This window comes from Sphingobium sp. FW306-1B-F04DB (assembly GCF_058781925.1).
In genome coordinates, this window is record NZ_JBYSXE010000016.1 from 47,156 (window position 1) to 71,079 (window position 23,924).

Here is a 23,924-nt window from a genome sequence, read left to right on the forward strand (position 1 = left end):
CGCCCCCCCCCCCCCCCGCCAATCCTGTCAGTAATTGTAGGCCCGCTCGTTGTGCGAGGCGAGGTCGAGGCCCTCGCGCTCGGCTTCCGCGCTCGGGCGCAGCCCCATGGTCTTGTCGATGATGAAGTAGAGGATCGCGGAGCCGATGCCCGACCAGGCGAGCGTGACGAGCACCGCCTTGATCTGGGTCAGCACCTGCGCGCCCATGTCGTAGGTGCCGACGGCGGCGGGCATCACGGTATAGTCGAAGAAGCCCTGGCCGCCGAGCGCGGGGTCGGCGACGATGGCCGTGCCGATCGCGCCGACGATACCGCCGATGCAGTGCACGCCGAACACGTCGAGGCTGTCGTCATAGCCCAGCTTGTTCTTCACCGTTGAGACGAAGAAGTAGCAGATCGGCGAGACCGCGAAGCCGAGCAGGATCGAGGTCATTGGTGCGGCGAAGCCCGAGGCCGGGGTGATCGCGACGAGGCCCGCGACCGCGCCGGTGACGGCACCCAGCAATGAGGGGCGGCCGTGATGGATCTGCTCCACGACCGCCCAGCTCACCGCCGCCGCCGCCGTAGCCACGAAGGTGTTGATGAAGGCGACTGCGGTCACGCCATTGGCCTCGAGGTTGGAGCCGGCGTTGAAGCCGAACCAGCCCACCCAGAGCAGCGAGGCGCCGACCATGGTGAGCGTCAGCGAGTGCGGCGCAAGCACCTCCTTGCCGAAGCCGATGCGCTTGCCGATCATGAGGCAGCCGACCAGCCCCGCGATGCCCGCATTGATGTGGACGACGGTGCCGCCCGCGAAGTCGAGTGCGCCCCAGCCCCAGAGCAGGCCAAAGTCGCCGGGCGTCGTCGGCAGGAAGTCCGGGCCCGCCCAGTACCAGACCATGTGCGCGATCGGGAAATAGATCACGGTCAGCCACAGCACGACGAAGACCATCAGCGACGAGAACTTCACGCGCTCGGCGAAGGCGCCGACGATCAGCGCGGGGGTGATGCATGCGAAGGTCATCTGGAAGATGACGAACACATATTCGGGCAGGTAGACGCCGTTGGTGAAGGTCGCGGCAAGCGTCGTCGCGTCGACGCCCTGGAGGAAGAGCTTGCTGAAGCCCCCGATGAACGCGTTGCCGCTGGTGAAGGCGAGGCTGTAGCCCCACGTCACCCAGACCAGCGCCGCGATCGACACGATCATGAACACCTGCATCAGCACCGAGAGCATGTTCTTGGTGCGCACGAGCCCGCCATAGAAGAGCGCGAGCCCCGGGATCGACATCATCAGGACGAGCACCGAGGAGACGAGCATCCAGGCGGTATCGCCCTTGTTGACCATCTCGGCGGTCGGCGTGAATGCGGCGGCGGCGGCAGGTGCCGCCTCGGTCACGGCTGCCGCGGCATTGCCCGCGGCTTCGGCCACATTGGCCGCAGCAGTGTTCGCCCAGGCGGGCAGGGCAGCAAGCAACGACGCGCCGATCGCGCCCGTTCCCGCTGCTATCTTCGTGGAAGTCTTCATCTTTCCCCCTTCGTGATTAGAGCGCGGTCTCGTCGGTCTCGCCGGTGCGGATGCGCACGGCCTGCCCGACATCGAGGACGAAGATCTTGCCGTCGCCGATGGCGCCGGTGTTGGCAGAGGCCTGCACGGCCTCGACGACGCGGTCCGCAAGATCGGCGGTGCAGACGACCTCGACCTTGATCTTGGGGACCATGTTGGTGCTGTATTCGGCACCCCGATAGATTTCGGTCTGGCCTTTCTGGCGGCCGAACCCCTTGACCTCCGTGACGGTCATGCCCGCCACGCCAAGCTCGGACAGCGCTTCACGCACCTCGTCGAGCTTGAAGGGTTTGATGATGGCGATGACGAGTTTCATTCGGCCCCCTTCTGCAAATGTCCGCAGGGGTATCCGCAAGCGATGTGCCAGATTCAAAAATTGCCCGAATTCTGCCGCACTGCACAAATATCGTGCGCCATCTGCGTCAAAGGGACGCTAAATATTGTGCAGTCGCGAAACGCTGCCTAAAAATCAGGCAAAATCCTCGAGCAATTCGCGCGCCCGCTCGGCGTCATCCTCGTCGACCATCAGCCGGGCGGGGGTCATCATGCCGAGGCCCAGGCTCGCCATGCCGCCGTCGAACAGAAAGGCATCGATGCCCGCGGCCTTGAGCTCGATCCGCGCGAGATCGGCGGCGATGGCATCGGGAAATTCGGCGATCGTGGTCAGTGCCAAGACAGGATTCCTGCGCCGCTTCTCATGATTGGGGATTCGATTGCAGCGCCTCGAGGCGGCGTGTCAGCGCTGCGCGATCGTCAAGGGTGATGCCGAATTCATTCTCCAGCACCGCACACACCGCCGCACCGCTGTCGAGCGTCCGGCGTTCGGTGTCGCCGTCCAGCGTGTGAACCGCGAAGTCGAAATTGCGCAGCGTCATTCGCTGGCCGGGCAGCGAACGCGCGCACATCAACTGCTTGCGGAAATGTGTCTGCGGGTGCGTCGATGTCCACCAGTTGGCGAGTTCATAGTCGATCGGCTCCTGCACCGTCAGGTCGAAGCGATAGGTCGTTCGCCAGCGGTCGGCGATCCTGATCTGCTGCTCCCAGACATCGCGGTCGCGGAGGAGGCGAAAGGGTTCGTGCGGGGTTTGCTGGACGATATCGGGAACAAGATCGAGCACCCCCGTCAGCACCGCGCCGCCAAAGCCGACATCGATCAGCACCGGTCCCTCGGGCAGCGCGACACGCAGCACCATATGCGTGCGCGGCGGCGTATCGGCATTGGGCTGGTTCCAGTAGACGCGCGCGGCGAGGCCATCGACGGTGAAACCGATACTGCGCAGCACCGCGAGCAGCAGCCCGTTGCTCTCGAAACAATAGCCGCCGCGCCCGCCAGGGACGAGCTTCGCGATCAGCGCGGGCAGCGACAGGTCGACCGGCCGGTCGAGCAGCGGATCGAGGTTCTCGAAGGGGATCGTCGCGGGATGCCGCGCAGCGATCGCCTCCAGCGTCGCGCGGTCGGCGGCGACGCGCCCCGCATGGCCGATGCGGTCGAAATAGGCTGCAAGCGCTGCATCATTCAGCGCGTTTGCGATCACGCCGCGGTCCCGCCCACGGTCAGCCCGTCGATCAGCAGCGTGGGCTGCCCCACGCCCGCGGGGACCGACTGGCCGCCCTTGCCGCACATGCCGATGCCCTCGTCGAGCGCGAAGTCATTGCCGATGCCCGCGACCTTGGTGAGCACCGTCGGGCCGTCGCCGATCAGCGTGGCGCCCTTGATCGGCACGCCCAGCCTGCCGTTCTCGATCAGGTACGCCTCGGTGCACGAGAAAACGAACTTGCCCGAGACGATATCGACCTGCCCGCCGCCGAAGCTCTTGGCGAAGATGCCCTTCTTCACGCGGCCAAGCAGTTCGGCGGGGTCGTCATTGCCCGCTTTCATGAAGGTGTTGGTCATCCGCGGCATCGGGGCGTGCGCATAGGACTGGCGCCGGCCGTTTCCGGTGGGCTCGACACCCATCAGCCGGGCGTTGAGGCGATCCTGCATATAGCCCTTCAATATGCCGTCCTCGATCAGCACGGTCTCGGCGGTGGGTGTGCCTTCGTCGTCGATCGAGAGCGAACCGCGGCGGCCGCCGATCGAGCCGTCATCGACCACGGTGACGCCGGGCGCGGCGACGCGCTCGCCGATCCGCCCCGAAAAGGCGCTGGTGCCCTTGCGGTTGAAATCGCCCTCGAGCCCGTGTCCGATCGCCTCGTGGAGCAGGATGCCGGGCCAGCCGGGGCCGAGCAGCACGGTCATCTCGCCCGCGGGGGCGGCGACCGATTCGAGATTGACCAGCGCCTGCGCCAGCGCCTCGTCGATCGCGCGGTTCCAGACCGCCTCGTCGAACATCCGGTCATAGAGCTCGCGCCCGCCGATGCCGAAGCTGCCCGTTTCGCGCCGGCCATTCTGCTCGGCGACGATCGAGACGTTGAGGCGGACGAGCGGGCGGATGTCGGTCGCGGTAAAGCCGTCGGCGCGGACGATGTCGATCACGTTCCACGATCCCGACAGGCCGACCGAGACCTGCGCGACGCGCGGATCACGTGCGCGCGCCGCGGCGTCGATCATCTGGCAGAGCGCCACCTTCTTCGCGAAGGGAACGAGGCTCAGCGGATCGGCGTCGGTATAGAGGTGGCGGTTGGTGCGCTGCGGGGGCGGGGCGGGCTGGTCCTTGGCGGGATCGAGCAGCGTCATCGTCTCGGCGGCGCGGCGGATCGCCGCTTCGCTCAGCTCATTGGCATGCGCAAACGCCGTCGTCTCGCCGCTCACCCCGCGCAGGCCGAAGCCCGATTCGCTCGAATAGTCCGCGGTCTTCAGCCGGCCGTCGTCGAAGCCGAAGCTCTCCGAGGCGCTGTACTGGAGATAGAGTTCGCCATCGTCGCAGCCTTTCAGCGCCTCGGCGGTGAGCGAGCGGGCGGCGTCCGGATCGAGGCCGCCGGGGCGATACAGGAAACTGCGGGGGTCGGTCTGCATGGAGACCGATATAGGCGCGTGCCTCGCGGTGTCGAGGGGCGGTCAGGCCGCGCCCGAGCCCTTTTCGGTGTCGGCGGGGCCGCCGATCAGCACGAAGCGCTTGTCGCAATAGCCGCAGTCGACGAAACCCTTCTCGTCGATCTCGAGGAAGACGCGCGGGTGGCCGAGCGAGGCGCCCCCGGGAATCTCGCTGGCGCCGTCACAGGCGACGCGGTTGCTGCTGACGCGGATGGTTTCGGGCGCTTCGATCATGGCCGGCCCATTAGCAAGCACGGTTTTGAGACGCAACGGGGTGAGGGCGTGTGCGGGATGGCGGGCAGGCCATGCTTGCTGCTCCCGGAATCTGCGGGCACCCCGACGCCGCGCCCCATTGGGATCCGAAAGACTGGCAGTCGCCATCATCTGTCGTCGTGCTTACGGTACATCAAATGTTACGATATGTCGGTCAACATTAACTTTGTAGTTCCAAGTTAATGACGCCGCTTGCGGCAAATTAAGCTGCGCGATGTTTGTGCAAATAATTTGTATGTTTCGAACTCGAAACTTTATTTTTATTCAAGGCAACTTTATATTGATGATACGCGTTCGTGGCATGATCCTATTATGGGTCGGGAGTCAAAATAAATGAGGAAGCTGATTTTGGCCGCCACCGTGCTGGCCGTCGCCATCCCCGCTGCACCCGCGTTGGCGCAGCCCAACCACACCGAAAAGGAATTGCGCAAGGACGTCAGCTGGGCCGAACGGGAATATGCTGAAGACATGCGTGATGCCGACAACCCGAGCGAAGCCCGCGAGGCCCGTCGCGAATACGACCGCAATATCCGCGAGGCCAATCGCAACGCGCGCGGCTGGCACCAGTACAGCAACTACGACTGGGATCGCTACGAGCCTGGCAGAAATCGCTACGATGCCGATCGCTACTATCGCAGCGGCAACTACTATCGACCCCAGACCCTCAGTTACGACGATCGCGTCTATCGTGGTCAGAACGGGCGATATTACTGCCGCCGTTCGGACGGGACCACAGGCCTCATCATCGGCGCCGCTGCGGGTGGCCTGACCGGCAATATGATGGTGCGCGGCGACAGCCAGACGCTGGCCACCGTTGCAGGCACCCCTGGCGGGGCGCTCGTCGGCCGCGAGGTCGCGCGCAACAATGTCCGCTGCCGCTAACGCCGCAACCGGCAAGTGAGGAGGGACGGCGGCCGCGGGCCGCCGTCTCGATTCCGATTCCTCCTGTGGGAGATGACGACATGCATCGGCCGAAAACCATCGAACGGGCGTATCAGCTGGCGCGATCCGGCACTTGCGCAAGCGTCCAGGAGATTCGCGCGCAGCTGACACGCGAACACCATGAAGCGGTCGAAGCGCATCTGCGCGGCCCCACGATCGGCCACCATCTGAAAGAGCTGTGCGAAAGGGCGGCGCCCGGCGGTGCAAAGTGACCGGGGTGCACGGCGTCGGCGCCCTGCTTCTGTGTGTCGCGGCCCTCGCAGGGTGCGACCGATCGCCGCCGCCAACCGCGATCGAGGAAGCGCGGATCGGGTATGCGATGGCGAAGGTGAATGCCGAGCAGGATCGCACCGACCGCATCGCCGAGGCGGAGCGCGCAGCCGCGGATGCAGTCAGGCAAAAGGCTCGGGACGCCGACGACAAGGCGCGAGCGACCCGCTGATCAACCTCGGCGCCCCGCCCTGGACGAATGTCCGAGTTTGAGGGGGCGGAAAGAAATCGCTGTCCTACACGCGCCCCACGCGTCACGGTGACTTCGGACTACAGGTTCTTTGAACCCTCGATCAATGCGGCTGTATTGATCGAAAAACCCGATGAATGCTGCCGCATTGATTGAGGGGATTCGTTCTGCACGCCTGACCTTACTGACCTTCGGCGGAAATGAGTGCGATCAGAAATAGTTTACCGTCAGCGTGAACTGGCCCGAATAGCTGCCCGCCATCTGGTTGGCGCCGACATTGAGCTGCCCGCCGACATTGAAGACGTGCGGGCCCGTGCCCGTGAACAGCCGCCAGCCGGTGCCGCCCTCGACCTGGAGCGCGGTCGCCATGCTCGCGCCGCCGCCCGCGCGGACGAGGGTGGGCGAGGCGCTGATCTGGACGTTGAGCGCGAGGCCGAGATTGGAGGCGCCGACAAAGGACGCGCGCGCGGGCGATCCGCCGCTCGCGACCGCGCCGCCCGTGGTGGTCCGCGCCCCATTGGCGGGGTCGATGCGCACCGTGCCCGCGGTCGCACCCGCAGAGATGCTGCCGAAATCGAGATCGCTGGTCTTGATCAGCGTCAGCGGCTGGACCGTAACGACACGTGCCTGCCCCGGGGTCGAGGCGGCGAAGGCGAGGCTGGGCGCGCCGATCAGCGCGAGCAGCATCCCGACGCGCAGCGCAAGGCCGAAGCCATCTTCGAGCGCGTTCAGGGTGATAGCGCGCTGTCGCTGCATCCTATGAAATCTGCTGGTCCCCACAGATCCTGCACTAGCCGCTCCTGGTTAAAACTTTGCCAATCGCCGGGGTTAAATTTGGCGCAATCGCGCCCGGCGTCTTTGCCTCTGCGCCGCAACCCGTTATGCGCTTGCCCGATGAGCGACGCAGCAATCGAGATCGTCGGGCTTGAGAAAGTCTATGCGGGTGGCAAGCGCGCGCTGGCAGGCGTCAGTTTCGACGTGCCGCGCGGCCAGATCTTCGGCCTTCTCGGCCCCAATGGCGCGGGCAAGTCGACGCTGATCAACATCCTTGCGGGTCTCGTCAACAAGACCGCGGGCAATGCCGCGATCTGGGGCTTCGACATCGACCGCCACCCGCGCAATGCCAAGGCATCGATCGGCATCGTCAATCAGGAGATCGTCTTCGATCCCTTCTTCACGCCTTTCGAGACGCTCGAGATCCAGGCCGGGCTGTTCGGCATTCCCAAGGCGAAGCGTCGCTCGATGGAATTGCTGCGCGCGATGCATCTCGAGGACAAGGCCAGCGCCTATTCGCGCACGCTGTCGGGCGGCATGAAGCGCCGGCTGATGGTGGCCAAGGCGATGGTGCATTCGCCGCCCGTGCTCGTGCTCGACGAGCCCACCGCGGGCGTCGACATCGAGCTTCGCCAGCAACTCTGGGCCTATGTCCGCGGCCTCAACCAGCGCGGCGTGACCGTGGTGCTCACCACGCACTATCTCGAGGAGGCCGAGGAGCTGTGCGATCGCATCGCGATCATTAACCACGGTAAGCTGATCGCCAACGAGCCGACGCGCACGCTGGTCGGCATGGCGCAGGAAAAGGCGGTCGAGGTAACGGTCGACCGCGACGTGCCCACGCTGCCCTCCAATCCCTGCTTCCAGAAGATCGAACTCAAGGGCGACCGCGTCCTCGCCATCACCTATGCCAAGGACAAGGTGAATGCCGGGCAGGTGCTCGCGGCGGTGCAGGAGCAGGGTTACGGTATCGTCGACGTCGTGACACGCGAGGCCGATCTCGAGGACGTGTTCCTCAACCTCACCCGCGCGAGCGCCAATGGCTGACCGATTCGACAAGCCCCTCCCCTTCAGGGGGGGTGGGGGTGCGGCAGTATGCCTAGATTGAACCCCAGACTGTCGACGCATGCGAAGGCCATGCGGCGTGAGCCGACGGAGTATGAGAAACATCTCTGGCGTCATCTCTCGGGTTCGCTGCTGGGAGGCTATAAATTTCGAAGACAAGCGGTCATCGGCAACCGCATTGCCGACTTCTTCTGTCCTTCTGTCGGATTGATCGTCGAAGTGGATGGGGACACGCATGATCGTGAGAGCGACGTGCTGCGCGATGCCGCGCTGGAGCAGTTCGGGCTGAGCGTCCTCCGCGTGTCCAATGCCGATGTTTCGACAAATATGGAGGGCGTCTTGATGGCGATACTCGACAAGCTGCATGGCTTGCCTGATCGCGTTTCATGGCGATTGCCCCACCCCAACCCCTCCCCTGAAGGGGAGGGGCTTGAAGGAGCAGAGACTTGAATTCCTACGACGTGATCGTCATCGGTTCGGGCGCTGCCGGGTTGACCGCGGCGATCAACCTGGCCGCGCATTGCCGCGTCGCGGTGATCGCCAAGGGTGCGCTTTCGGACGGATCGACCGCGCATGCCCAGGGCGGCATCGCCGCCGTCCTTGAACCCGGCGACACCTTCGATAGCCATATCGAGGACACGATGGTCGCGGGAGCGGGGCTCAACAACCGCGCCACCGTCGAATTCGTCGTCGAGAACGCACCCACCGCGATCGAACGGCTGGCCGCACTCGGCGTACCCTTCAATCCCGGCGGCGAAGACGAGCGCTGGCACCTGACGCGCGAAGGCGGGCACAGCCACCGGCGGATCGTCCATGTCGACGACGCGACGGGCTGGGCGGTGCAGCAAGCGCTCGAGGCGGCGGCCAAGGCCAACCCGAACATCACGCTGATCCCCGACATGGTCGTGATCGACCTCGTCACCGGCCGGCACGGCGAGCGCTATTCGGGCGAGGGGCATGTCTGGGGCGTCTATGCATGCAACCGCCGCACCGGGCGCGTCGAGCTGTTCACCGGGCGCGCAACGGTGCTCGCGACGGGCGGGGCGGGACGCACCTATCTCTATTCGACCGCGCCGCGGGGCGCCACGGGCGACGGCATCGCGATGGCTTGGCGCGCGGGCTGCCGCGTTTCCAACATGGAATTCATGCAGTTCCACCCGACCTGCCTCTACAATCTGGAGGTCAAGAACTTCCTGATCACCGAGGCGGTGCGCGGCGAGGGCGGGCACCTGCTCATCCCCGAAACGGGTCACCGCTTCATGCCCGACTTCGACCCGCGCGCCGAGCTTGCGCCGCGCGACATCGTGGCGCGCGCGATCGACCATGAGATCAAGCGCCTCGGCCTCGACTATGTCCATCTCGACATCAGCCACAAGCCGCCCGAATTCGTGCGCGAGCACTTCCCCAACATCCACGAGAAGCTGCTCGGCCTCGGCATCGACATGACGAAGCAGCCGATCCCCGTCGTTCCCGCACAGCACTATACCTGCGGCGGCGTGGTCGTCGATCTCGACGGACGCACCGACCTGCCCGGGCTCTATGCGGCGGGCGAGGTAACGCAGTCGGGGTTGCACGGCGCCAATCGCCTGGCCTCCAACTCGCTACTCGAATGTTTCGTCTTCGGCGAGGCGGCCGCGCGTCACATCATCGCCAACTGGGATGATCTGCCCGAGCCGCCGCCCATCCGCCCCTGGGACGAGACCCGCGTCACCGATTCGGACGAGGAGGTGATCGTCGCGCACAACTGGCGCGAGATCCGCCGATTCATGTGGGACTATGTCGGCATCGTCCGCACCACCAAGCGGCTCGAGCGCGCCGCGCACCGCGTGCAACTGCTGCGGCAGGAGGTCGCCGACTATTACGGCAATTTCCGCGTCACCCCCGATCTGATCGAGCTGCGCAACCTGATCGAAGTGGCCGACCTGATCGTCCGTTCTGCCTTGCATCGCAGGGAAAGCCGCGGCCTGCACTACACGCTCGACTATCCCGAGACGTTGCCCGACGCGATCGATACCGTTTTGGTCCCATAAAATTCCGCGCTGACGGCTTTGCGCTGCAACAATTGACCTATGTTGACGTTCAGCAACGTCGTCGGTCGGGAGTAGCGCGTCATGTTGAATCACCTCACTCGTAGGCAGCTCGTGGCCGCCGGCCTCGTCTTGCCTGTGGCGGCGCGTGCCGCGCCGGCGCGACGGATCATCGAGGGCCAGCATTTTGTCGGCACGCGTCCGCTCCAGAATGACGGCTGGCTCGACGGCGGGACCGCGCTTCTTGCCGAATCCTATACCACCATCCGTAATTGCACCTTCGACAATTACGGCAATGGCGCGATCCGCGCGGCGCAGGGGGGCGTTGACGGGCTGGTCGTCGAGGATTGCAGCGGCAGCAATTTCTTCCGCTTCTTCGAGAATTCGACCTGGGACAGCTCACCGGCCACCATACTCAGCAATTTCGTCTTCCGCCGCATCGCCGCGCAGAAGCTCGATCGCGGCATGATTCAGCTCAAATACGGCTCGAACAAGGGGCTGATCGAAGATTGCATCGCCCTCGCCGCGGACGACGCGGTCACCTACTCGTGCGGCTTCGCGATCGTCGATAATGTCACCGACGTCCAGTATCGCCGCTGCGAGTCGCATCGCTTCTTCGAGGTCGGCCGCAAGGCCAGCCAATATTGGAACGGCGACGGCTTTTCCGACGAGCGAACCAATGCGCGTATCCGCTATCATGGCTGCACCGCGACGCAGAATGCCGATGGCGGTTTCGACACCAAGTCGGCGGACGTCTATCTCGCCGAGTGCAAGGCGCGCGGCAACAAGCGCAATTACCGGTTGTGGAACACCGGCAGGCTCGAACATTGCCAGAGCGAGACGCCCGTGTCGCGCGGCGGCACCGGCGGAACCGCGCATTTCTCGTTCCACGGCGGCGCGGGGTCGCACTATGTAATCAGCCGCCCCTATGTCCGTGCGACCACCACCAGCACGGCGCCGGTGTTCCTGTTCGAGACCACCGCACCGATTGTCGTCGACATTTACGACGCTGACATCAAGGCGTTCGGCGCTCCGCTAATCAAGGTCAACGGCCCCGAGCCCGTGATCAACTGGTATCCCGCGCGCGCCAGCCAGAAGATCTTCGTCAAGACCGAGCGCGGCTGACGCTAGCCGGCGCGTCGGGAACATCTCGTCATTGTGACGGTTGGTTACCGGTCCAACAAAGGGAGGACGCGTCATGGTATCAAGGAAGTTTGCTCTTCTCGCCGCAGTTCCGCTGCTTGTATCCACCTTCCCGGCACTCGCTCAGGGCCCCGCGGCACAGAAGTTGAGCCTTGCCAACTCGGCTGCAGCGAAAAATGCCCGCGCCCGCGCCGCGATCGACCGCAGGAGCGCTGCGGCCGGTGGCAATGTCATGGGCTATGTGATCGGCGCGATCGTGGCGGGCGCCTTTATTTGGGGCGGTATTGAACTGATCACCGGTGACGACGACGAGGACGACGACCAGCCGGCCAGCCCCTGAGCCACTTACTGGACTACCTGCTCGACCGGCCGCGACAATCGACCGGATGAACCCGCCTGCGCTTCGCTTGGGCGCAGACGGGTTCTTGTCATGTTGCGATGCAACAAGAGCTTGCTTAATCAACATTTTGTGGGGAACGACGGGTAATGGGAGTTCTCCATGGCGTATCCCCTTTCGCGCAGGCGGCTGCTGGCTGCAGCAGGCGCGCTTCCCTTTGGCAGCCTCGCGCTGGCGAGCGCGAGAGCGGCTGATCCGAACGTCATAGACGGCCGCGTCTTCAACGGCGGTCGGGCGCTCGCCGGCAGCGGTGCCGATGGCGGAACCGCGCTGGTCGCGAAAACGAATATGACCGTGCGCAACTGCCAGTTCCACAACTGGGGCAATGGCGCGATCCGCGTCTCGCATTCGACCACCGAGCAATTCGTGATCGAGGATTGCTCGGGCAGCAATGTCTACCGCTTCCTCGAAAACTGGTCCTGGGATCATGATGGCGGCGTCCCCGCGCCGCTGAGCGATTTCATTCTGCGCCGCATCAGCGTCGTCGACGCCGAGCGCGGACTGATGCGGCTGCGCTATGCGAGCCAGCGCGGGCTGATCGAGGACGTCGTCGCCTTTGGATCTGCGGAATGCGCCAATTACTGCACCGGCTTCGCGCTGCTCGATGAGGTGAGCGATATCACCTATCGCCGCTGCGAGGCGCACCGCTTCATCGAATCGCAACGGCCACAGGACCGCTACTGGAACGGTGACGGCTTTTCCGACGAGCGCGGCAATGCGCGCATCCGCTATGAGGGCTGCGTCGCGACCGACAGCAGCGACGGCGGCTTCGATACCAAATCGGACCAGGTCTATCTCGTCGACTGCCGCGCGCGCGGCAACAAGCGCAATTTCCGCATGTGGAACACCGGCATGCTCCAGCGCTGCCGCAGCGAGGAGCCGGCAAAGCGTGGCGGCACGGGGCGCGCGGCGCATTTCTCTTTCCACGGCGGATCAGGTCCACGCTATGTGATCGACCGGCCGATCGTCCGCGCCGGCGCGGACAATAATGCCCCGGTCTTTCTGTTCGAGAACGACGTGCCCGCCGTGGTCGATATCTTCAACGCGGATATCGATGCGCGCGCGGCGCCGCTGATCGCCGTCACGGGGGCAGAGCCGGTCATCAACTGGTATCCCGCGCGTCCCCAACAGAACATCCGCGTGGGCTCCGAACGCGGCTAGAGCGATTTCGAGCTGGGTGGAAACACCCGGCGGCTCGGAAATCGCGGTAACGAACGCGTCGAGCGATTCCACGCAAGTGGAATTCGCTCTAAGGGAACGGGTGCTGGCCCGATCCCGCGCAAGCGGTTAGGACACTCCCTCGCAGTATCGGAGTGCTTTCATGATCGCCCTCACGCCCAGGCATCGCAACGCGGCGATCGCCTTCATCATGGTGACGGCGATCCTCGATATCATGTCGATGGGCATCGTCATCCCCGTGCTGCCGCCGCTGATCGAGCAATTTGCGGGGTCCAACGCGAGCGCGGGGATCTGGAACGGCGTCTTCGTCGCGCTCTGGGCGGCGATGCAGTTCGTCTGTTCGCCGATCATCGGCTCGCTGTCCGATCAATATGGCCGCCGCCCGGTGATCCTGTTGTCGACCGCGGGGCTTGCCGCCGATTTCGTGCTGATGGCGGTGGCGCCCGATCTCTGGTGGCTCGCGCTGGGCCGCGCGATCGGCGGCATGACCTCATCGAGCTTCACCACTGTCTTTGCCTATATGGCGGACATTACCGAGCCCGAGAAACGCGCGCGCGCTTATGGCCTGATCGGCGCCGCCTTTTCGGGCGGTTTCGTCGCGGGACCATTTATCGGCGGCGTGCTGGGTGAGATTTCGCCGCGGCTGCCCTTCTGGGCGGCAGCCGGGCTGTGCGGGCTCGCCTTTCTCTACGGGCTGTTCGTGCTCCCGGAATCGCTTGCGCCTGAAAAGCGCATGCCCTTCGCCTGGAGCCGCGCCAATCCCTTCGGCGCGCTCAGGCTGTTGCGCTCGCATCCCGAATTGTCCGGCCTCGCGACCGTCAACTTCCTGCTCTATTTCGCGCACCACGTCTTCTCCGCGGTCTTTGTGCTCTATGCCGGCTATCGCTATGGCTGGACCGCGCTCGAGGTCGGCATCCTGCTCGCCCTGGTCGGCGTGCTCGACATGATCGTGCAGGGCGTCGTGGTCGGCCCGTGGTCAAGCGGCTGGGCGATCGCGCGACGATGATCTTCGGGCTGTTCGGCGGCGCGGTGGGCATCGCGTGCATGGGGCTCGCGCCAACGGGTTTGCTTTTCACGCTGGCCATGCTGCCCAACGCGCTATGGGGACTCGCGATGCCGACGCTCCAGTCGCTGATGACGCGGCTCGTCTCCGAATCCGAGCAGGGCCAGCTGCAGGGCGCGAACAACAGCGTCGCCAGCATTGCGGGGGTCGTCTCGCCGCTGTTCTTCGGGTTTGTCTATTCAGTGTCGGTCGGCGGGGCGCCCGCGCTGCCCCATATCGGGAGCGCCTTCCTGATCGCCGCGCTCGTCCTGCTTGCTGCCGCGATCATGGGCCGCTTCGTCGCGCGGCGTGCCGAGACTGCCGAGGCCGCCGCAATTTAGAGCCTGATCGGTTGAGGTGGAAGCGCTTTGCGCTTCCACCGAAAGCGTGAATCAGGCTCTATTCAAACTGTTGAGACCTTGATTCACGTTTCCGTCTGATTCAGCCTGAAACGATCAAGATCTGGCGGCGCGCCCTCCAGCCTCAGCCGTCGAGCGTCGAGACGACCATCATATAGGCGAGCCGCGCCGATTCGGGACTTGGTCGCATCACATCGAAGCCACGGCGCGCGGCCATCGCGGTCATCAGGGGCGCCGAAAGATCGTTGCGCTGCTCTGCTTCTGAGCCATCCACGTCCTCCGGCAACGCTTTGGTCAGCCTCAAGCCGGGTTCACCCAAGGGCGCCGGCATGTCGCCGCTGCCCCCGAGCTTGCGTGCCATCAGCGCATAGACTTCGCCCAGGCTGCGCGCCGCGCCCGAGCGGTGATAGAAGATCGGGCGGTTGGCCGCGGCCTCGCGCGGGAACAGCGCCGCCGCGCTGGCGTCGGGCGTCTCGCCTGCGGCACGCAGGAAGCGCGAGGCACCCGCGGCGCCCAGGAAATGTGCGAAATAGAGATCGGTGCCGTTGGGCTGGCGGCCAAGCGCGCCCGTGAGTGTGCTGGCATTGTCCGCGGCGAACTCGCCCGCCATGACCGCAGCGGCGTCTGCATCGTAGCGCAGCGCGAGGATCGCGCGGCGCGCATCGGGATCGGCGACGGCGTAGCGTCCGTCCGCACCCCGCGTGATCTGGTCCGCTGCCCATCCATAGCCGTGGCTCGCGCCATGCTTGTTGATGACGCCGAGCCAGCTCTGCTCGATAAACTGGTAGAGCCCCGAGGCCGAGGAGGTCGGCGCCCTGGCGGCGGGATCGAGGCTGCTTTCGACGCGCGCCTGGTTCCACAGATAGTCGAAATCGACGCCGGTGCGCTCGGCCGCGCGGCTGATCGCGGCGTGGACGCGTGCGGCCTGTCCGGAGCGCTGGAGCGCGGCATTGGTGAAACTAGGCTTCATCGCTGGCCCGATCATCGCGTTTCGGCGGAAATCTATGGGCCGTGAAAGTTAACGTCCGGTAAAACCGGCATAATAGGGGACAGTGTCAGATTGGCGTTTTCTGCCTTTGTCAGCGCGCTTGAAAGGCATTATGAGACGGTAACCGATCGGCTGGCGATCGCGGGAATGTGGGACAGCTCGGGGATGCGTGTAGGCTTCCCTTTCGCTGATTTTTCGCGGGCAACGGCGCTGCATCGGATCGTATATCGGATCTGTGGGGATCAGACATGACCATGTCGGACCGGGCCAGGGTGCTCGCCGATGCGCAAGCGCTGATGGCGCAGGCGCTGATATTGCTGGACAAGGCCGAAGCCCTTGAGGCCGGCGCGCATCTCGACGCCGCCATCCAGCGTGTCCATGACATGATCGACCAGCGGCCGATCCGGCTGGTACGCACGCGGTAATGCGCCGGCGGCGTCAGAAATCGACCGCGACGCCTTTGAGCTCCCAGTCGCCATAGCGCACGGGATTGAGCCCGAGCGGATCGTCGGTGTCGGGCTTTTCGGACACCGGCTCGGGCTTTGGCACGGGCGGGCTCTTCGAAAGATAGGCGGGTGCCTTGACATGGTCGGGGCGGCGGCCGGCGGCCATCAGCTTCATCCTTTGCGATATTGAAGAGCAACGATCTTTCTCCCACATTGGGCAGCAAAGGAGAAAGCGCAAGTGAACGGTTTCAAGACCACGATGTTGCTGGCCGCGCTGACCGCGCTGTTCATGGGCCTCGGCTACACGCTGGGGGGCAGCGGCGGCGCGGTGATCGCGCTGCTTTTTGCGGCCGGCATGAACCTGTTCACTTTCTGGAACGCCGACAAGATCGTGCTGAGGATGCACGGCGCTCGCGAGGTCGACGGCCGGTCCGCTCCCGAATTCTACGGGCTCGTCCAGCAGCTTGCGACGCGCGCCGGCCTGCCCGGCCCCAAGGTCTATATCATCGACAGCCCGCACCCCAACGCCTTCGCCACGGGCCGCAATCCCGAGAATGCGGCGGTCGCGGCAACCACGGGACTGCTGAGCATGCTCAACCGCGAAGAGATTGCGGGCGTGATGGCGCACGAGCTGGCGCATGTGAAGAATCGCGACACGCTGATCATGACGATGGTCGCGACGATCGCGGGAGCGATCTCGATGCTCGCCAATTTCGGGCTGTTCTTCCGCTCGGACGACAATCGCGGCAACATGCTCGCGATGATCCTCGCGGTGATCGTCGCGCCCTTTGCCGCGATGATCGTGCAGATGGCGATCAGCCGGACGCGCGAATATGGCGCGGACCGCGGCGGCGCCGAGATTTCGGGCAACCCGCGCGCGCTTGCGTCCGCGCTCGCCAAGCTGGCGCAGGGCGCGGCGCGCATCCCCAATCCCGTCGCCGAGCGCAACCCAGCGGCCGCGCAGCTCTATATCGTGCCGACGCATATCAGCGAGATGTTCTCCACGCATCCAGCGACCGAGAGCCGCATCGCCGAACTCGAGGCGATGGCGCATGACATGGGACTCGATCGCCCCCCGCCGCTGACGCCCGCGAGCGGCGCCTCGGCCGCAGTGCCCTCGTCACGCCGCCGACGCGGCAGCGCACTGGACCCGCTCGGCCGAAACGACTAGCAGCGCGGCGATGCCGCAGCCCCCGAAAGATCGCGCCAAGCCGCGCTACCCCGCGCCTCCTCCCGGCCTGCCCGCGCGCCGCGCCGCGCTGAAGCTGCTCGACGCCGTGATCCGTCGCGGATTGCCGCTGGAAGCGGCGCTGGGTGCGGCGACGCAGGGCATCGCGCGTGGCGACGACCGCGCGCTCGCGCATGCGATTGCGGCCGAGACGCTGCGCCGGCTTCCCGACCTAGACGCACTGATCGACAGCGCAACCGCCAAGCCGTTGCCCGACGACGCCAAGGCGCGCTTCGCGCTGCGCATTGCGCTCGTCCAGGCGCTCGCGCTCGGCACGCCGGGCCATGCTGCGATCGCCACCGTATTGCCGCTGGTCGATGGCGGGCCGCGCCGGCTGGTGCACGGTGTCTTCGGTAGCCTGATGCGCAAGGGCGTCGCGTTGCCCGAACTGCCGATGCTGCTGCCCGAGGTTGCCGCGCGCTGGGAGGCGCACTGGGGGCCTGACATGGTTGCCGGTGCACGCGCCGCAATTGCCGCCCCGCCGCCGCTCGACCTGACGCTCGCCGACGCGACGGAGACGGAGCATTGGGTGGAGCAACTCGGCGGCACCAGCCTAATGCCCGGTCATCTCCGCCTGACCGACGCCGGGCCTGTGGCCAGCCTTCCCGGTTTCGACGAGGGGCGCTGGTGGGTGCAGGATCTCGCCGCCTCGCTTCCCGCGCGACTGCTTGGCGCAGGCAAGGGCACCGCCCTCGATCTCTGCGCCGCGCCGGGAGGCAAGGCGCTCCAGCTCGCCGCCGTGGGGTGGCAGGTGATCGCGCTCGACCGGAGCGCGCAGCGGCTTGAGCGCGTCCGCGAAAATGCCGAACGGACGAGCCTCTCGCTCGATATCCGCGAGGCCGATGTGATGCAATGGACGCCTGACGCGCCCGCGGATGCGATCCTGCTCGACGCGCCCTGCAGCGCGACGGGCATCTTCCGCCGGCATCCCGACGTGCTCCACCGCGTGGGTGCGCGCGACGTTGCCGATATGGCGGCACTGCAGGCGGCGATGCTGGCGCGCGCGGTCGACTGGCTCGCGCCCGGCGGGACGCTCGTCTACGCCACCTGCTCGCTCGAACCGGAGGAGGGTGAGGCGCAGATCGAAAAATTGTTGCGGGCGCGCGACGATGTCGCTCTGAAGCCCGCTACAGCCGACGATCTACCCGCCAACCTCCCCGAATCCGGGCATGGCTGGGTGCGCACGCTGCCCGGCATGCTCGGTGCCGAAGGCGGGCTCGACGGCTTCTTCATCGCGCGGCTGGTGCGTAAGGGCTGATTGACCAAACACCCGGCTTGCCCCCCGTGATAGCGGGGGTTAAGGCAGCGGATCATGAACCATCCCGTCCGCATCGCACCATCCATCCTCTCCGCCGATTTTTCCAAGCTGGGTGAGGAGGTGCGCGCGATCGACGCCGCGGGTTGCGACTGGATTCACGTCGATGTGATGGACGGGCATTTCGTTCCCAACATCACGATCGGACCCGCGGTGGTGAAGGCGCTCCGCCCGCACACCACCAAGCCCTTCGATGTCCATCTGATGATCTCCCCGATCGACAGTTTCCTCGAGGATTTCGCGAACGCGGGCGCGGACATCATCACCGTCCATCCCGAGGCGGGGCCGCACCTCCACCGCACGATCCAGCGCATCAAGGCGCTGGGCAAGCTGGCGGGTGTGTCGCTCAACCCCGCGACGCCCGCGAAGATGCTCGACTATGTGCTCGAGGATATCGACCTCGTCCTCGTGATGAGCGTCAACCCCGGTTTTGGCGGGCAGAGCTTCATTGAAAGCCAACTCCGCAAGATCGAGGCGATCCGGGGCCGCATCGACAAGCTCGGCAAGGACATAAGACTCGAGGTCGATGGCGGGATCGACGTCAATACCGCGCCGCGCGCGATCGCAGCGGGCGCCGACGTGCTCGTCGCCGGCACCGCCACCTTCCGCGGTGGCCCCGCACAATATGCCGCCAATATCGAGGCGCTGAGAGCACAGTGAGTTCGCCCACGCCCCCCGACGCGGCGGCCGACGGGATCGAGCAGGGAAAGCGGCTGGTCCGATCGGGCGGTGACAAGGGCCTCTCGCTCGCCGAGCGCATCGCCAACCGCCTGCTGCGCCTCACCTGGCGTTCGCCGCTCCACGCGCTGCGGCTGAAGGGGCGCTATCCGCTCAAGCTGCTCGCGGTCCCCGATGATCCGGTGATGGGCGACGTCCAAGCGGGCGAGGCGATCCTTGCGGGCCACTTCCTCTATCGCGGCGAAACGCTCGACCTCAAGGCACTCGACTTTGCGAAGCTCGACACGTCGGATGGCATGGCGCGCTATATCCACAGCTTCCAGTGGCTGCGCGACCTTTCGACCGTAGCCACGCGAGAGCGCGGCGCGCCGATCGCCGAAAAGGTCATGCGCAAATGGACGCAGCGCCATGCCGAGCAGGTCAGCGATCTCGCCTGGCGGCCGAGCCTGTGGGGCAAGCGCATCCTGTTCTGGACCGCGCATGCGCCGCTGATCCTCTCGAGCGGCGACCTCGTCTATCGCTCGGCGGTGCTCAACGCGCTCGCGCGCGGCGCGCGGCATCTCGATCGCGGTGCCGACAAGGCGGAACAGGGCGTTCCGCGCATCGCGGCCTGGGCGGGGCTCGCTGCCGCAGGCCTGCTCATCCCGGGTGACGGCAAGCGCAAGGAGACCGCCGAAGCGGGACTTGCGCGCGCGCTCACCACGGGCATGTCGAGCGATGGCGGCGCCATCTGCCGCTCGCCCTCGGGCCAGCTCGAACTCGTGATGTTGCTCTCGATGCTGCGCGCGGTCTATGACGCCCGGCGCCAGCAGGCACCCGCCGCGATCGATGCGGCGCTGGCGCAGGCGGTGCCGGCATTGCTTGGCGTGTCGCATGGCGACGGCGGGCTGGCGAGCTGGCAGGGCAGCGCCCCCTGGCCCGCCGAACGCGTGCAGGCGGTGATCGAGGCTTCGGGTGTTCGCACGCGCCCGCAGCCCCAGGCGCGCGACTGGGGCTATCAGCGGATGGCAGCCGGCCACAGCATCGTCATCGTCGATGCCGCGCCGCCGCCGCTCAGCCGCCTCAATGTCGGCGGCTGCGCCTCGACGCTGGCCTTCGAGATGTCCGATGGCCCGCACCGCCTGATCGTCAGCTGCGGTGGTTCGCGCGAGACGAGTGCGCTGATCCCGGCCAAGCTCGCGCACGGCCTGCGCTCGACCGCCGCGCATTCCACGCTGGTGGTCCACGACAACAACAGCACCGCGATCCACAATGACGGCTCGCTCGGCCGCGGCGTCACCGAGGTCGAGATGCATCGGCAGGAAAGCGACACCGGCAGCCGGCTCGAGGCGAGCCATGACGGCTATGCCCGGCGCTTCGGGCTGATCCATCGGCGTACGCTCGCGCTTGGTCCTGACGGGCGGGAATTGACGGGCGAAGACGTGCTGGCCCCTGCACCGACCCGCCGGCGCGTGTCACACGCGCCCTTTGCCATCCGCTTCCATCTTGCGCCGGGCGTCGAGGTGTCGACGACCGCCGACGGCCTCGGCGCCATGCTGCGCATCGCGCACGGCCCGATCTGGCAGTTCCGTTGCCGCGGGGGGACGCTCGCAGTCGAGGACAGCCTGTGGGTCGACGCCGAGGGCCGCCCGCATCCCACGGTCCAGCTTGTCGTAAGCGGAGAGGCGGCGGGCACCGCAACGGTGAACTGGACGTTCAAGCGCGCGGGCTGACGCCTGCGTCTTTCCCGATCGGTTCCGAGCGACTAAGGGGCTGCGGCAGACTCGGCGCGCATCCTCGCTCCGCCAACAGCCCGTATCCAGACTGACAAAGGATCGCCATGACCACCGATACCTCGCCCGTGAAGATCACGCGCGCGCTGCTTTCCGTTTCCGACAAGACCGGCCTCGTCGAGCTGGGCCAGGCGCTGGCGCGCCACGGCGTCGATCTCGTCTCGACGGGCGGCACCGCCAAGGCGCTGCGCGATGCGGGGCTCGCGGTCCGCGACATATCGGACCTTACGGGTTTTCCCGAAATGATGGACGGCCGCGTCAAGACGCTGCACCCCAAGGTGCATGGCGGGCTGCTCGCGGTGCGCGACAATGCCGAGCATGTCGCCTCGATGGACGAACACGCGATCGCGCCGATCGACCTCGTGGTCGTCAACCTCTACCCCTTCGCCGCGACCGTCGCCAAGGGCGCTGACCGCGACGAGATCATCGAGAATATCGACATTGGCGGCCCTTCCATGGTGCGCTCGGCCGCGAAGAACCATGCCAGCGTCGCGATCGTCACCGATCCGTCGGACTATGCCGAACTGGTCGAGGCGCTCGACGCCAATGGCGGCGCAACCGATCTTGCCTTCCGCCGCCGGCTCGCTGCCAAGGCCTATTCGGCGACCGCCGCCTATGATGCGATGATCAGCCAGTGGTTCGCATTCGCCGACCAGCAGCAGACATTCCCCGACATGCTCGCGATGGCCGCGAACCGGCGCGAGGAACTGCGCTACGGCGAGAACCCGCACCAGAAAGCGGCGCTCTACATTCCCAATGGTCCGCACGCCCGCGGCATCGCGCAGGCCGAGCAGCTCCAGGGCAAGGAACTCAGCTACAACAACTATAACGATGCGGACGCCGCGCTCGAACTCGTCAGCGAGTTTCGCGAGGGCCCCCCGACCGTCGTCATCGTCAAGCACGCCAATCCTTGCGGCGTCGCCAGCGCCGATACGCTGATCGAGGCGTACCAGGCCGCTCTTGCCTGCGACAGCGTCTCGGCCTTTGGCGGCATCATCGCGGTCAACCGTCCGCTGGACGGCCCGACGGCGGAAGCGATCTCGGGCATCTTCACCGAGGTGGTGGCAGCGCCCGACGCCGATGAAGAGGCGCGCGCGACCTTCGCGAAAAAGAAGAATCTCCGACTGCTGCTGACGGGTGAGCTGCCCGATCCCGCGCGCGGCGGGCTTATGCTCAAGACGATCGCGGGCGGATATCTCGTCCAGTCGCGCGACAATGGCCGCGTGACGCGCGAGATGCTCAAGACCGTGACGAAGCGCCAGCCGACCGAGCAGGAACTGACCGACTGCCTCTTCGCCTGGACCGTCGCCAAGCACGTCAAGTCTAACGCGATCGTCTATGCCAAAGGCGGCAGCACCGCGGGCATCGGCGCGGGCCAGATGAACCGCCTCGAATCCGCGCGTATCGCGGCGTGGAAGGCAAAGGACGCCGCCGAGAAGGCGGGCTGGGAGAGCCCACGCACGATCGGCTCGGCGGTGGCCTCCGACGCCTTCTTCCCCTTTGCCGATGGCCTGCTCGCCGCGGTCGAGGCGGGCGCCACCGCGGTCATACAGCCCGGTGGCTCGATCCGCGACGAGGAAGTGATCGCGGCTGCCGATGAGGCGGGGTTGGCGATGGTCTTCACAGGCATGCGTCATTTCCGGCACTGAGTTGTAGTTCCTCCCCCAATCGGGGGAGGGGGAGTTTCGGGTTGGATTGCCCCCGGCATGCCGGGGGCATGATCGACCCGACACTCGCGTAGCGCGGTGGAGGGGCTGGTCCGATGTTTGTGCTACCCCTCCACCATGCTTCGCATGGTCCCCTCCCCGTAACCGGGGAGGACCTATTATGCCGCTGCCGCGCCCTTCATCTTGAACAGCGCGCGATCCTCGGGACCGAAGCCGCGGCGCCAGATCACATAGCCATAGACCCCCAGGATCACGGGGATGCCGACGATCAGCTCCATCCACTCGGGCACCTGCGTCGCGACATACCCGACCACCGCCGCGATCGCCGCGGCCCAGATCAGCGCCCAGCGCCAGCCATTGACGGGCGCACCGAGCAGGCGCGAGAGCAGCCGCGCCTTGACGATCGAGGCGATCCCCAGCGCCACGCACAGCGCCGCGGCGGGGCCTGCGGCGACATAGAGCGGCGGCAGCCCCATATCCTGGATCAGCAGGATGAAGACGACGCTGAGGATCGCCTGCACCACGATCATGCCGAAGGAGATCATCAGGTTACGGTGGCGCGCGACATAAACGAGCGCGGATTCGCTGACCACCGCGGTCGCCGCGACGACCTCGGCGGCGAGCAGGAAGCCGAGCGCGCCGACGCCACCGACGAAGGTGGGCCCCACCAGCCCCATCACCGCCTCACCCGGAATGCCGAGCGCAAGCGCGACGCCCGTCTGCGCGGCGATGATCCAGAAGCCGACCTGGCTGATCTGCCTCGCGACTGCGACCTTGTCCCCCACCTCGAGGTTGCGCGTGATGACGGGGCCGAGGATCGGATCGAAACTGGTCTTCAGCTTCTGGGGCAGCGAGGCGACCTGCTGCGCGACATAATAGATGCCGACGATCGCGGGTGACGCGAACAGACCGAGAATAGCGAGGTCGAGCCGGCGCGAGCCCCATTCGATCGCATCGGCCGCGGCGAGCGGCATGTTACGCTTGGCGAGCCAGAACAGCGCCGCCGGATTTGGTCGCCAGCCATGCGGCATGCCATAGCTGCGGAACAGCGGGATCACCGATGCGACGAGCGCCGCAATCAGCGACACCGCATAGGCGAGGATCAGCCCGTCGCGCGTCGAGTAGAACGCAAAGCCGAAGGCGGCGACGCTGATCGTCCAGGGCTCGATGATCGCGCGGGCGCGCACCGTCGCGCCGACGTCGAAGCGATAGGCGAGCGCGGCCAGTGAGAGATCCGACCCCACCAGCCCGAAGATCACGAGCGGCAGCAGCAACTCCAGCCCGTTGATCCTGCTGTTGGGGAACATCGCTTGCGGAAAGACCATCAATATGCCGCAGGCGACGACCGAGGCGATCCCCGCGACGAGCAAGGCATCCCACACGACATGGACATGGGGCCGGTCGGTCTTGGACAATTGCTCGGCGAGTCCGCGCCTGAGCCCCAGCGTCGCGAGCTGCGCCGCGAACTCGACGACGAGCACCGCATAGGCGAATCGGCCCAGCGCCTCTTCGCCGTACCAGCGGCCGGCGATGAACAGGAAGGGCAGCCTTGCCGCGAGCCGCATCAGGAAGCCGAAGAAATTGGTGCGCCCGCCCTTGGCAAGCGCAGCGATATCGCCGTTCTGATCCCCCTCGGCCGGCATCGCGCTCCCC

27 protein-coding genes are annotated in these 23,924 nt (G+C 66.1%); 17 read left to right on the top strand and 10 right to left on the bottom strand.

Annotation, left to right across the window (positions count from 1 at the left end; genetic code table 11):
- Window positions 1-27: 27 nt before the first annotated feature.
- The 6 genes from AC3WJD_RS09780 to AC3WJD_RS09805 form a co-directional block, all read right to left on the bottom strand.
- On the bottom strand, window positions 28-1,503 hold the full coding sequence (locus AC3WJD_RS09780; RefSeq protein WP_492746423.1) for an ammonium transporter: 1,476 nt from the start codon (window positions 1,501-1,503) through the stop codon (window positions 28-30).
- A gap of 16 nt (window positions 1,504-1,519) precedes the next feature.
- The gene (locus AC3WJD_RS09785; RefSeq protein WP_492746424.1) at window positions 1,520-1,858 is read right to left on the bottom strand and encodes a P-II family nitrogen regulator; all 339 of its coding nucleotides are present in this window, start codon (window positions 1,856-1,858) and stop codon (window positions 1,520-1,522) included.
- A 153-nt stretch (window positions 1,859-2,011) separates the two neighbouring features.
- Window positions 2,012-2,215 (bottom strand): putative signal transducing protein, encoded by a 204-nt coding sequence (locus tag AC3WJD_RS09790; RefSeq protein ID WP_492746425.1) that lies wholly within the window; start codon window positions 2,213-2,215, stop codon window positions 2,012-2,014.
- A 22-nt stretch (window positions 2,216-2,237) separates the two neighbouring features.
- Complete coding sequence (locus AC3WJD_RS09795) at window positions 2,238-3,077, bottom strand: arylamine N-acetyltransferase family protein (RefSeq protein WP_492746426.1); 840 nt, start codon at window positions 3,075-3,077, stop codon at window positions 2,238-2,240.
- The gene (gene tldD, locus AC3WJD_RS09800) at window positions 3,074-4,498 is read right to left on the bottom strand and encodes a metalloprotease TldD (RefSeq protein WP_492746427.1); all 1,425 of its coding nucleotides are present in this window, start codon (window positions 4,496-4,498) and stop codon (window positions 3,074-3,076) included. The genes AC3WJD_RS09795 and tldD overlap by 4 nt, the downstream gene beginning before the upstream one ends.
- 42 nt (window positions 4,499-4,540) lie before the next feature.
- Window positions 4,541-4,750, bottom strand: coding sequence for a zinc-finger domain-containing protein (locus AC3WJD_RS09805; RefSeq protein WP_492746428.1), 210 nt, complete (start codon window positions 4,748-4,750; stop codon window positions 4,541-4,543).
- 372 nt (window positions 4,751-5,122) lie between these two features.
- On the opposite strand from AC3WJD_RS09805, the gene AC3WJD_RS09810 reads away from it, so the two are divergent.
- The 3 genes from AC3WJD_RS09810 (at window position 5,123) to AC3WJD_RS09820 (ending at window position 6,173) form a co-directional block, all read left to right on the top strand.
- Window positions 5,123-5,671, top strand: coding sequence for a glycine zipper 2TM domain-containing protein (locus AC3WJD_RS09810; protein ID WP_492746429.1), 549 nt, complete (start codon window positions 5,123-5,125; stop codon window positions 5,669-5,671).
- 80 nt (window positions 5,672-5,751) lie between these two features.
- Window positions 5,752-5,943: a hypothetical protein gene (locus AC3WJD_RS09815; protein WP_492746430.1), complete on the top strand. Its 192-nt coding sequence runs from the start codon at window positions 5,752-5,754 to the stop codon at window positions 5,941-5,943.
- Window positions 5,940-6,173 (top strand): hypothetical protein, encoded by a 234-nt coding sequence (locus tag AC3WJD_RS09820; RefSeq protein WP_492746431.1) that lies wholly within the window; start codon window positions 5,940-5,942, stop codon window positions 6,171-6,173. The genes AC3WJD_RS09815 and AC3WJD_RS09820 overlap by 4 nt, the downstream gene beginning before the upstream one ends.
- A 228-nt stretch (window positions 6,174-6,401) precedes the next feature.
- Here AC3WJD_RS09820 and AC3WJD_RS09825 read toward each other — a convergent pair whose 3' ends face one another.
- Window positions 6,402-6,947 carry a DUF4402 domain-containing protein gene (locus AC3WJD_RS09825; RefSeq protein WP_492746432.1) on the bottom strand — a complete coding sequence of 182 codons (546 nt, stop codon included), beginning with the start codon at window positions 6,945-6,947 and terminating at the stop codon, window positions 6,402-6,404.
- Between the two features lie 138 nt (window positions 6,948-7,085).
- Between AC3WJD_RS09825 and AC3WJD_RS09830 the strand changes: the two genes are divergently transcribed.
- The 8 genes from AC3WJD_RS09830 (at window position 7,086) to AC3WJD_RS09865 (ending at window position 14,159) form a co-directional block, all read left to right on the top strand.
- Window positions 7,086-8,012, top strand: coding sequence for an ABC transporter ATP-binding protein (locus AC3WJD_RS09830; RefSeq protein WP_492746433.1), 927 nt, complete (start codon window positions 7,086-7,088; stop codon window positions 8,010-8,012).
- Window positions 8,013-8,060: 48 nt separating this feature from the next.
- Window positions 8,061-8,480, top strand: a complete 420-nt coding sequence (locus AC3WJD_RS09835) for an endonuclease domain-containing protein (RefSeq protein ID WP_492746434.1) — start codon at window positions 8,061-8,063, stop codon at window positions 8,478-8,480.
- Window positions 8,477-10,060 carry an L-aspartate oxidase gene (gene nadB, locus AC3WJD_RS09840; RefSeq protein ID WP_492746435.1) on the top strand — a complete coding sequence of 528 codons (1,584 nt, stop codon included), beginning with the start codon at window positions 8,477-8,479 and terminating at the stop codon, window positions 10,058-10,060. The genes AC3WJD_RS09835 and nadB overlap by 4 nt, the downstream gene beginning before the upstream one ends.
- An 81-nt stretch (window positions 10,061-10,141) precedes the next feature.
- Complete coding sequence (locus tag AC3WJD_RS09845; RefSeq protein ID WP_492746436.1) at window positions 10,142-11,182, top strand: hypothetical protein; 1,041 nt, start codon at window positions 10,142-10,144, stop codon at window positions 11,180-11,182.
- 163 nt (window positions 11,183-11,345) lie between these two features.
- The gene (locus AC3WJD_RS09850; RefSeq protein ID WP_492746437.1) at window positions 11,346-11,540 is read left to right on the top strand and encodes a hypothetical protein; all 195 of its coding nucleotides are present in this window, start codon (window positions 11,346-11,348) and stop codon (window positions 11,538-11,540) included.
- A gap of 159 nt (window positions 11,541-11,699) precedes the next feature.
- Entirely contained in the window at window positions 11,700-12,758 is a 1,059-nt protein-coding gene (locus tag AC3WJD_RS09855) for a hypothetical protein (RefSeq protein WP_492746438.1), read from the top strand.
- 160 nt (window positions 12,759-12,918) lie between these two features.
- A complete protein-coding gene (locus AC3WJD_RS09860) occupies window positions 12,919-13,782 on the top strand; it encodes an MFS transporter (protein WP_492746439.1) in 864 nt (287 codons plus the stop codon).
- Window positions 13,749-14,159 (top strand): MFS transporter, encoded by a 411-nt coding sequence (locus AC3WJD_RS09865; protein WP_492746440.1) that lies wholly within the window; start codon window positions 13,749-13,751, stop codon window positions 14,157-14,159. Before AC3WJD_RS09860 ends, AC3WJD_RS09865 begins: the two co-directional genes overlap by 34 nt.
- A gap of 142 nt (window positions 14,160-14,301) precedes the next feature.
- On the opposite strand, the gene AC3WJD_RS09870 is transcribed toward AC3WJD_RS09865, so the two are convergent.
- Window positions 14,302-15,147, bottom strand: a complete 846-nt coding sequence (locus AC3WJD_RS09870) for a hypothetical protein (RefSeq protein WP_492746441.1) — start codon at window positions 15,145-15,147, stop codon at window positions 14,302-14,304.
- 266 nt (window positions 15,148-15,413) lie between these two features.
- Here AC3WJD_RS09870 and AC3WJD_RS09875 point away from each other — a divergent pair, with 266 nt between their 5' ends.
- Entirely contained in the window at window positions 15,414-15,590 is a 177-nt protein-coding gene (locus AC3WJD_RS09875) for a hypothetical protein (protein WP_492746442.1), read from the top strand.
- 13 nt (window positions 15,591-15,603) lie between these two features.
- Here AC3WJD_RS09875 and AC3WJD_RS09880 read toward each other — a convergent pair whose 3' ends face one another.
- Window positions 15,604-15,777, bottom strand: coding sequence for a DUF1674 domain-containing protein (locus AC3WJD_RS09880; RefSeq protein WP_492746443.1), 174 nt, complete (start codon window positions 15,775-15,777; stop codon window positions 15,604-15,606).
- 72 nt (window positions 15,778-15,849) lie between these two features.
- Between AC3WJD_RS09880 and htpX the strand changes: the two genes are divergently transcribed.
- The 5 genes from htpX to purH all read left to right on the top strand — a co-directional run bounded on the left by htpX (window position 15,850) and on the right by purH (window position 22,253).
- Window positions 15,850-16,782 (top strand): zinc metalloprotease HtpX, encoded by a 933-nt coding sequence (gene htpX, locus AC3WJD_RS09885; protein WP_492746444.1) that lies wholly within the window; start codon window positions 15,850-15,852, stop codon window positions 16,780-16,782.
- Between the two features lie 10 nt (window positions 16,783-16,792).
- Window positions 16,793-18,097: an RsmB/NOP family class I SAM-dependent RNA methyltransferase gene (locus AC3WJD_RS09890; RefSeq protein ID WP_492746445.1), complete on the top strand. Its 1,305-nt coding sequence runs from the start codon at window positions 16,793-16,795 to the stop codon at window positions 18,095-18,097.
- 54 nt (window positions 18,098-18,151) lie between these two features.
- Complete coding sequence (gene rpe, locus AC3WJD_RS09895; protein WP_492746446.1) at window positions 18,152-18,814, top strand: ribulose-phosphate 3-epimerase; 663 nt, start codon at window positions 18,152-18,154, stop codon at window positions 18,812-18,814.
- Complete coding sequence (locus tag AC3WJD_RS09900) at window positions 18,811-20,544, top strand: heparinase II/III family protein (protein WP_492746447.1); 1,734 nt, start codon at window positions 18,811-18,813, stop codon at window positions 20,542-20,544. Before rpe ends, AC3WJD_RS09900 begins: the two co-directional genes overlap by 4 nt.
- A gap of 107 nt (window positions 20,545-20,651) precedes the next feature.
- Entirely contained in the window at window positions 20,652-22,253 is a 1,602-nt protein-coding gene (purH, locus tag AC3WJD_RS09905) for a bifunctional phosphoribosylaminoimidazolecarboxamide formyltransferase/IMP cyclohydrolase (RefSeq protein ID WP_492746448.1), read from the top strand.
- 176 nt (window positions 22,254-22,429) lie between these two features.
- Here the strand turns inward: purH and AC3WJD_RS09910 are convergent, their stop codons facing one another.
- Window positions 22,430-23,914: a lipopolysaccharide biosynthesis protein gene (locus AC3WJD_RS09910; RefSeq protein ID WP_492746449.1), complete on the bottom strand. Its 1,485-nt coding sequence runs from the start codon at window positions 23,912-23,914 to the stop codon at window positions 22,430-22,432.
- Window positions 23,915-23,924: the final 10 nt, after the last annotated feature.